At 45.8% G+C, this 6,627-nt stretch carries 5 protein-coding genes; all 5 read left to right on the top strand.

Features of this window, described 5'->3' with window-relative positions:
• A partial coding sequence (locus ACJ751_RS04165) for a family 78 glycoside hydrolase catalytic domain (RefSeq protein WP_407744115.1) occupies positions 1–1,942 on the top strand: 1,942 nt, incomplete at its 5' end.
• Between the two features lie 419 nt (positions 1,943–2,361).
• Positions 2,362–2,775, top strand: a complete 414-nt coding sequence (locus tag ACJ751_RS04160) for an SMI1/KNR4 family protein (protein WP_407744114.1) — start codon at positions 2,362–2,364, stop codon at positions 2,773–2,775.
• A gap of 172 nt (positions 2,776–2,947) precedes the next feature.
• Entirely contained in the window at positions 2,948–3,505 is a 558-nt protein-coding gene (locus ACJ751_RS04155; RefSeq protein ID WP_407744113.1) for a hypothetical protein, read from the top strand.
• A gap of 197 nt (positions 3,506–3,702) precedes the next feature.
• Complete coding sequence (locus ACJ751_RS04150; protein ID WP_407744112.1) at positions 3,703–4,740, top strand: LacI family DNA-binding transcriptional regulator; 1,038 nt, start codon at positions 3,703–3,705, stop codon at positions 4,738–4,740.
• Between the two features lie 52 nt (positions 4,741–4,792).
• On the top strand, positions 4,793–6,424 hold the full coding sequence (locus ACJ751_RS04145) for a polysaccharide lyase family 1 protein (RefSeq protein WP_407744111.1): 1,632 nt from the start codon (positions 4,793–4,795) through the stop codon (positions 6,422–6,424).
• Positions 6,425–6,627: the final 203 nt, after the last annotated feature.

Genomic DNA, 6,627 nt, shown 5'->3' with positions numbered 1-6,627 from the left:
TTCTACCCAGGATCTGATAACCGATGGCACCTGGAAGTCTTCCACCGGGCCTATCCGTTATGACGAAATATACCATGGCGAAACTGTAGATACCCGCGAGGAAAGAACCGGCTGGGCAAGTGCAGCCTTCAACGAAGCGGCATGGAGCGGCGTACAAACCGGCGATTTTTCAAAAGAGGTCTTGATCCCAACCTATAATGAACCGGTAAGAAAGCACGAGACCTTCAAACCCATAAAAGTGCTCACCACGCCTAATGGAAAAACCGTGCTCGACTTTGGTCAGAACCTTGTTGGCTGGGTAATGGTAAAAGCAAAAGGCAACAGCGGTGATTCCATTGTGATAAAGCATGCCGAAGTGCTGGATAAAAATGGTAACTTTTACACCGAAAACTTACGCGCCGCCAAAACAACGGCCACCTATATCCTGGATGGTAAGGAAGAAAGAACGCTGGAGCCGCATTTCTCCTGGTTTGGCTTCCGGTATATACAGGTAGAAGGCTATCCCGGAGAAATAAACCCCGACAACTTCACGGCGGTAGCCCTGTATTCAGACATGCAACCCACGGGCAGCTTTACCTGCTCACAGCCATTGCTCAATCAATTACAACATAATATTCAATGGGGACAACGCGGCAATTTCCTCGATGTGCCCACTGATTGCCCGCAACGTGATGAACGCCTTGGCTGGACGGGCGATGCTCAGGCATTCTCCCGAACGGCATCGTTTAATTTTGGCGTCAATAATTTCTTTGCCAAATGGCTGCATGATGTGGCCGCCGATCAAAGAGCCGATGGCGCGGTGCCACATGTAATACCCAATGTACTGGGACCAAATGCAGGCGGGTCAACCGGCTGGGCCGATGTGTGCACCATTCTTCCCTGGAACATGTTCCTCGCTTATGGCGATAAACGGATCCTCGAAGATCAATACAGCAGTATGAAGGCCTGGGTAGGTTATATGCAGGGACAAAGCAGGAACGACCTGTGGCAAACCGGTTTCCATTTTGGCGACTGGCTTTTTTACCGGCCCTTTGACGACAATGACGGCAGATCCGCCGTTACCGACAAATACCTGATCGCCCAGTGTTTCTATGCACATTCCACCCAGTTGCTGGTCAATGCCGCCAAACAGTTGGGAAGAACCGAAGATGTAACCACTTATGAAGGACTGTTACAAAAAATAAAAGCGGCCTTTGTAAATGAATACCTCACTCCCAATGGACGCCTGGTTTCAGGCACTCAAACGGCCTACGTGCTGGCTTTGCAGTTTGATATGTTACCCGAAACCTTGCGGGCACAGGCAGCGGCACGACTGGTAGAGAATATCAAGGACTATGGAAACCATTTGACTACCGGCTTCCTGGGTACGCCGTATCTCTGCCATGTATTGAGTCGTTTTGGTTATACCGATATGGCTTATACCTTACTGTTACAGGAATCTTACCCATCGTGGTTGTACCCGGTTAAAATGGGCGCCACCACCATCTGGGAACGCTGGGACGGACAAAAACCCGACAGCTCCTTTCAGACGCCCGGGATGAATTCCTTTAACCATTACGCATATGGCGCCATTGGCGACTGGATGTACCGCGTTATCGCCGGGCTCGATACCTACGAAGACGGTCCTGGTTATAAACACATAAAAATACAACCACACCCCGGAGGTGGATTAACCAACGCCACCGCCACGCTGCAAACGTATTATGGAACGGCAAGCAGCGGCTGGTCAGTCAATGGCAACGACCTGACGCTGGATGTAGAAATACCTGCCAATACAACGGCAGATATCTATTTACCGGCATCATCAGAAGGCACCATTACAGAAAGCGGCATAGCGCTGTCGGCCCAGAAAGATGTTAAGGTAGCCAGCTCAGATGACCAGTATATAGTGGTGAAAACAGGATCAGGAAAGTATCATTTTGTGATTACCGGGACGCATTGATCGATCCAGGATATTTAAAAAATACATTCAATCGGGAATCTTCGCCGGTAGGATCTGTTCCGCCGGCGTTGATACCGATCCGGTAATTGCGTGTGTTTGCGGTGACTATACAGCAAGGCACACGTGTAAATATACTTCTCGCACAAAAAAGCAAATGGTATACCGAAAAAGAATACGAGCCTTTCAAAAAAAGGATTGAAGCGGAATTGTTACCGGTAGAAAAATTCTAATCAGGGCTCCTTTGTTATCCTGTCCAATTCTTTTAACACGGTGGGTAACCTGAACTCACCATGCATGTTTTTGATATGCTCAGCCGCCTGTTGCAGATCGGTACCAACTGCGGTTACATGTTGTTGAAAAATAACGTATAATAGCGGAATTCCAAACCAGGTTCCCGGATGCTCAAAATTTAAATTATTATGGAACAACTCACTCAATGGACCGATCTGGCAATTGAACATTGGAAATCAAAAGGCATAAAACTACAGGGAGGAGCGACACCCGAAAAGATAAGGGATATTGAAAGCATATTAGGATTCCAGTTTCCGGCCGATTTCACCAAATTATATCTAAAAGTGAATGGCTTTGCAGATAGTGAGTGGAATGAAGGTATGTTTTCATTATGGCCAATGGAGAAGATCCGGGAGGAATTTCACGCTAATGGTGACACTCATTACATAGCCTTTTGTGATTACCTCATCAATAGCCATACGATCGGATATCACAAATCAGATGGACTTATTTACAAGGATTACCGTATGGTAGAACCAATAGCCAACAATTTCCAGGAGTTTATTCAATTGCTCAACAGCAATGATGACCGATTATATTGACCTGGACCTTAGACCTGTGAAGCCTTCTAAGATCAAGATCATAAAACCCGAATTGACCACCAGGAAATACAAAAAAGTTAACTTACTATTTCCCCAACAGGGAAAATAAGTTCATATTAATTCTAAGTGATATGATAAAACCTGTATTTTAGCTTCCAGAATAATAGTCACGATGCGTTCAAGAATATTGCTTTTATTATCTATTATCTTCGTTGCTGCCAGCCAATCTACTTTTAGCCAACATGGTAACAGCAGCCAAGTTAAATTTATCGACTCCCTTCTTGCCAAAGACAGTTATCACGTAGAGTTACTTGGTTTCAAGAGGAAAGTTCCGGTAGTTCAGTCAACCGGATCAGTACAGGTAAATCGCAATGCCAATGTGGTTACGTTTTCAACTACCGATAACAACCTGAAATTTTTGGAGTCCCTGAAAATTGATCTGCAGAATGAAATGGTTGTCTTCAGAAATGATACATTGCCCTTTTTAGATGAAGTCATAATGCCGGCTTCCAGCCTTTTTGGCGAATGGAATGGTTATACCTGGTTAAAAACTACCTCCAATACAGACCAGAATGAGGTAATAATAATCGATAAACAAACACAAAAGTCAACCCAACTGGATCTTGGAATTGTAAAGAACACCAATAAGATCCTGTTACGTATAAATTGTAAAGAAATAGTGCAGGGGTACTCCAAAACACCGTTTTCTATTGCCTGCTATTTAAATTGACCTGTCAAAAAATCGATCTTTCTCTGTTAATTATTATACCCAATGCAACCCCTTGAGGTGTAATTCCGACATTTATTAGTAAGTGTTTTCTTTAATCACGGATTAAAATTCAAACTTTTAATAACCGGCTGTCAGAAATGCTGAATTTGTTGTCTAAATTAGGATCCTGAAAACGTTTACAATAAAAACGATTGCTTTTGAGTACTTCGCAAAAACAACCAGCCAGTTTAAAATCCGTCGCCAAAATGGCCGGTGTATCCATTGCTACTGTGTCGAGGGTATTGAACGGGGATCCTGTTGTAAAACCGGAAACCAAACTGGCGGTGGAAAAAGCCATCAAGACGGCCGGCTACCATCCCAACCGCGTTGCCCAGCGTTTACGTTCCTCTTACAAATCGGGAAGGCTAATAGGCCTGGTAATACCAGACATTCGCAACCCATATTATATTGATGTGATCCGCGGCATTGAAGAATCCGCCTATGCCAACGGCTCGGCCGTATTGATCGGAAATTTTTCCCAGGATCCCGACAAAGAGAAAATGTACATCAACATTCTAAAATCCGAGTCGGTAGACGGTTTTATTATAGCGCCACACCACGGCCACGACAAATACGTCGAGGACCTGATTGAGCAAGCGCACGCAGTGGTTTGTATTGACCGCGGACTGACCAATTGCCTTACCGATGTGGTGAAATCTGACAATGAACACGGAGCGTTCAATGCGGTGGAACACCTGATAAAACTGGGTCATAAACGCATTGCGCACATCACCGGTAACCTGTCGATCCCCACTACGCATGAACGTATTGCGGGATATGTAGCCGCCTTGCGTAAATACGATTTACCTGTAGATGAGACACTTATCCGCGGGCGCGCCTCCGATTTCCAAAGCGGGATAGATATTACGGCTGAACTGCTCGATCTGCCCGAACCGCCCGAAGCCATCTTCACCGCCAACAACCTGCTTACGCTGGGTTCGCTGGAAAAGATCCACGAGCGGGGCGTGCGTATTCCCGACCAGATAGCCATCGTGGGGTTCGACGATATGTACTGGGCGGCCTCCCTCAACCCGGCGCTCACTGCCGTTCGACAACATGGTTTTGAGATCGGCAAAAGGGCCATAGAACTGTTGTACCAGCGTATTGAAGATCCTGCACGGCCGGCTGCCAATATTATTATCAATACTGACCTCATGATCCGGCGATCGTGCGGTTTTAAACCTGGTACTCCTTAACACTCCTTTATTTTTCAATAAACCTGTAAACGTTTACACAAAATCTCACAATATGAAAAAAAGCCTTCGGGTTTCTGTTCTGGCACTGGTTTGTATAGGTTTCAGCACTGTTACACGTGCACAATATCCCACTATTCCAAAATCAGTGGAAGATTCAGCCGATAAGGTAATGGCAGCAATAAAGAAAAAGTCTGATGAAGCATGGGCAAAAGCCTTACCCATTGTAGAAGCAGATGCCAAAAAAGGAAAACCGTATGTTCCCTGGGCTTCCAAACCAGCTGATCTGCCCCAGGCAAAAATCCCGGCCTTTCCCGGTGCAGAAGGCGGTGGCGCATTTACTTTCGGTGGCAGAGGCGGTAAAGTAATTGTAGTGACCAATCTCAACGACAGCGGTCCCGGTTCATTCCGCGAGGCGTGCGAGCAGGGTGGGGCGCGTATTGTAGTATTTAACGTATCAGGCATTATACATTTAACAAGTCCGGTAAGCATTCGTGCACCTTATATAACCATTGCCGGACAAACTGCTCCCGGTGATGGCGTTTGTATTGCCGGCGAATCAGTATGGATAGACACCCATGACGTAGTAGTACGCTTTATGCGTTTCCGCCGGGGTGCCACAGAAGTTACCCGCCGCGACGATGCATTGGGTGGCAATGGCGTAGGTAATATCATCTTCGACCATGTATCTGCCAGCTGGGGACTCGATGAGAACATGAGTATGTACCGTCACGTGTACGACAAAGGCGATGGTTCAAAACCAGAGAAATTGCCAACCGTGAACATCACCATGTCGAACTGCATTTTCTCCGAAGCGCTCGATACATATAACCATGCGTTCGGCAGCACTATTGGCGGACACAACAGCGCGTTTGTACGTAACCTTTGGTCGAGCAACATCAGCCGCAGTCCGTCAATTGGGATGGATGGAGACTTTAACTTCGCCAACAACGTAGTATACAACTGGTGGAACCGCAGCGCTGATGGCGGCGATAACAAATCGTTGTTCAACTTCATCAACAACTATTTCAAACCTGGTCCTATTACCCCATTGGATAAACCAATAGGCCATCGCATCCTGAAACCGGAATCAGGTCGCGATAAAGAACATGCCAATGTTTTTGGTAAGGCGTATGTACAAGGTAACATCATGGAAGGCAACGAAGCCGTTACCAAAGACAACTGGGCTGGTGGTGTACAGGTACGTGAATTGCCCGATTGCGGCGAATTCACTTCACAGATCCGCGTTGACCAGCCATTCCCCATGCCAAAGATCACCATCATGCCGGCTCAGGAAGCCTATAACTATGTACTCGAACACGTAGGCGCTACCTTGCCCAAACGCGATCCGGTTGATGCACGTATTGTAAAACAGGTTAAGGAAAATAAGATCTATTATACAGAAGGTGGTATTCTAACTCACCCGGGTGAAAAATATGTACACCAACGTTTACCGGTTGATTCTTATAAACAAGGTATCATTACCGATCCCAGCCAGGTAGGTGGTTATCCTGAATACAAAGGAACGCCTTATAAAGACAGTGACAACGATGGCATACCCGATGCCTGGGAAACAGCACACAAATTAAATCCCAAAAACGCAGCTGATGCGGTAAAAGACCGCGACGGTGATGGTTATACCAACATCGAAGAGTTTATTAACAGCGTGGTAAAAGATAAAATGTAAATTTAGTTTTCGCAGTCTATTATGCAGTCATTACAAGGCCATCCTGACAGTCAGGATGGCCTTCTTTCTTTCCGTGTCTTTTTGTAAAACAAGAATGGCATAAATAATACTTTTAAAACCCTGTCCAATCCTGCAAAGTCGATCGTCATTAGTTTTTAACACCAAAATTTCAAAACATGGGACGAGTAATTTGCATGATCAAT

It is taken from the genome of Niastella sp. (assembly GCF_045805085.1).
Lineage (GTDB): Bacteria > Bacteroidota > Bacteroidia > Chitinophagales > Chitinophagaceae > Niastella.
This window is presented reverse-complemented; position numbering and strand designations above follow the sequence as displayed.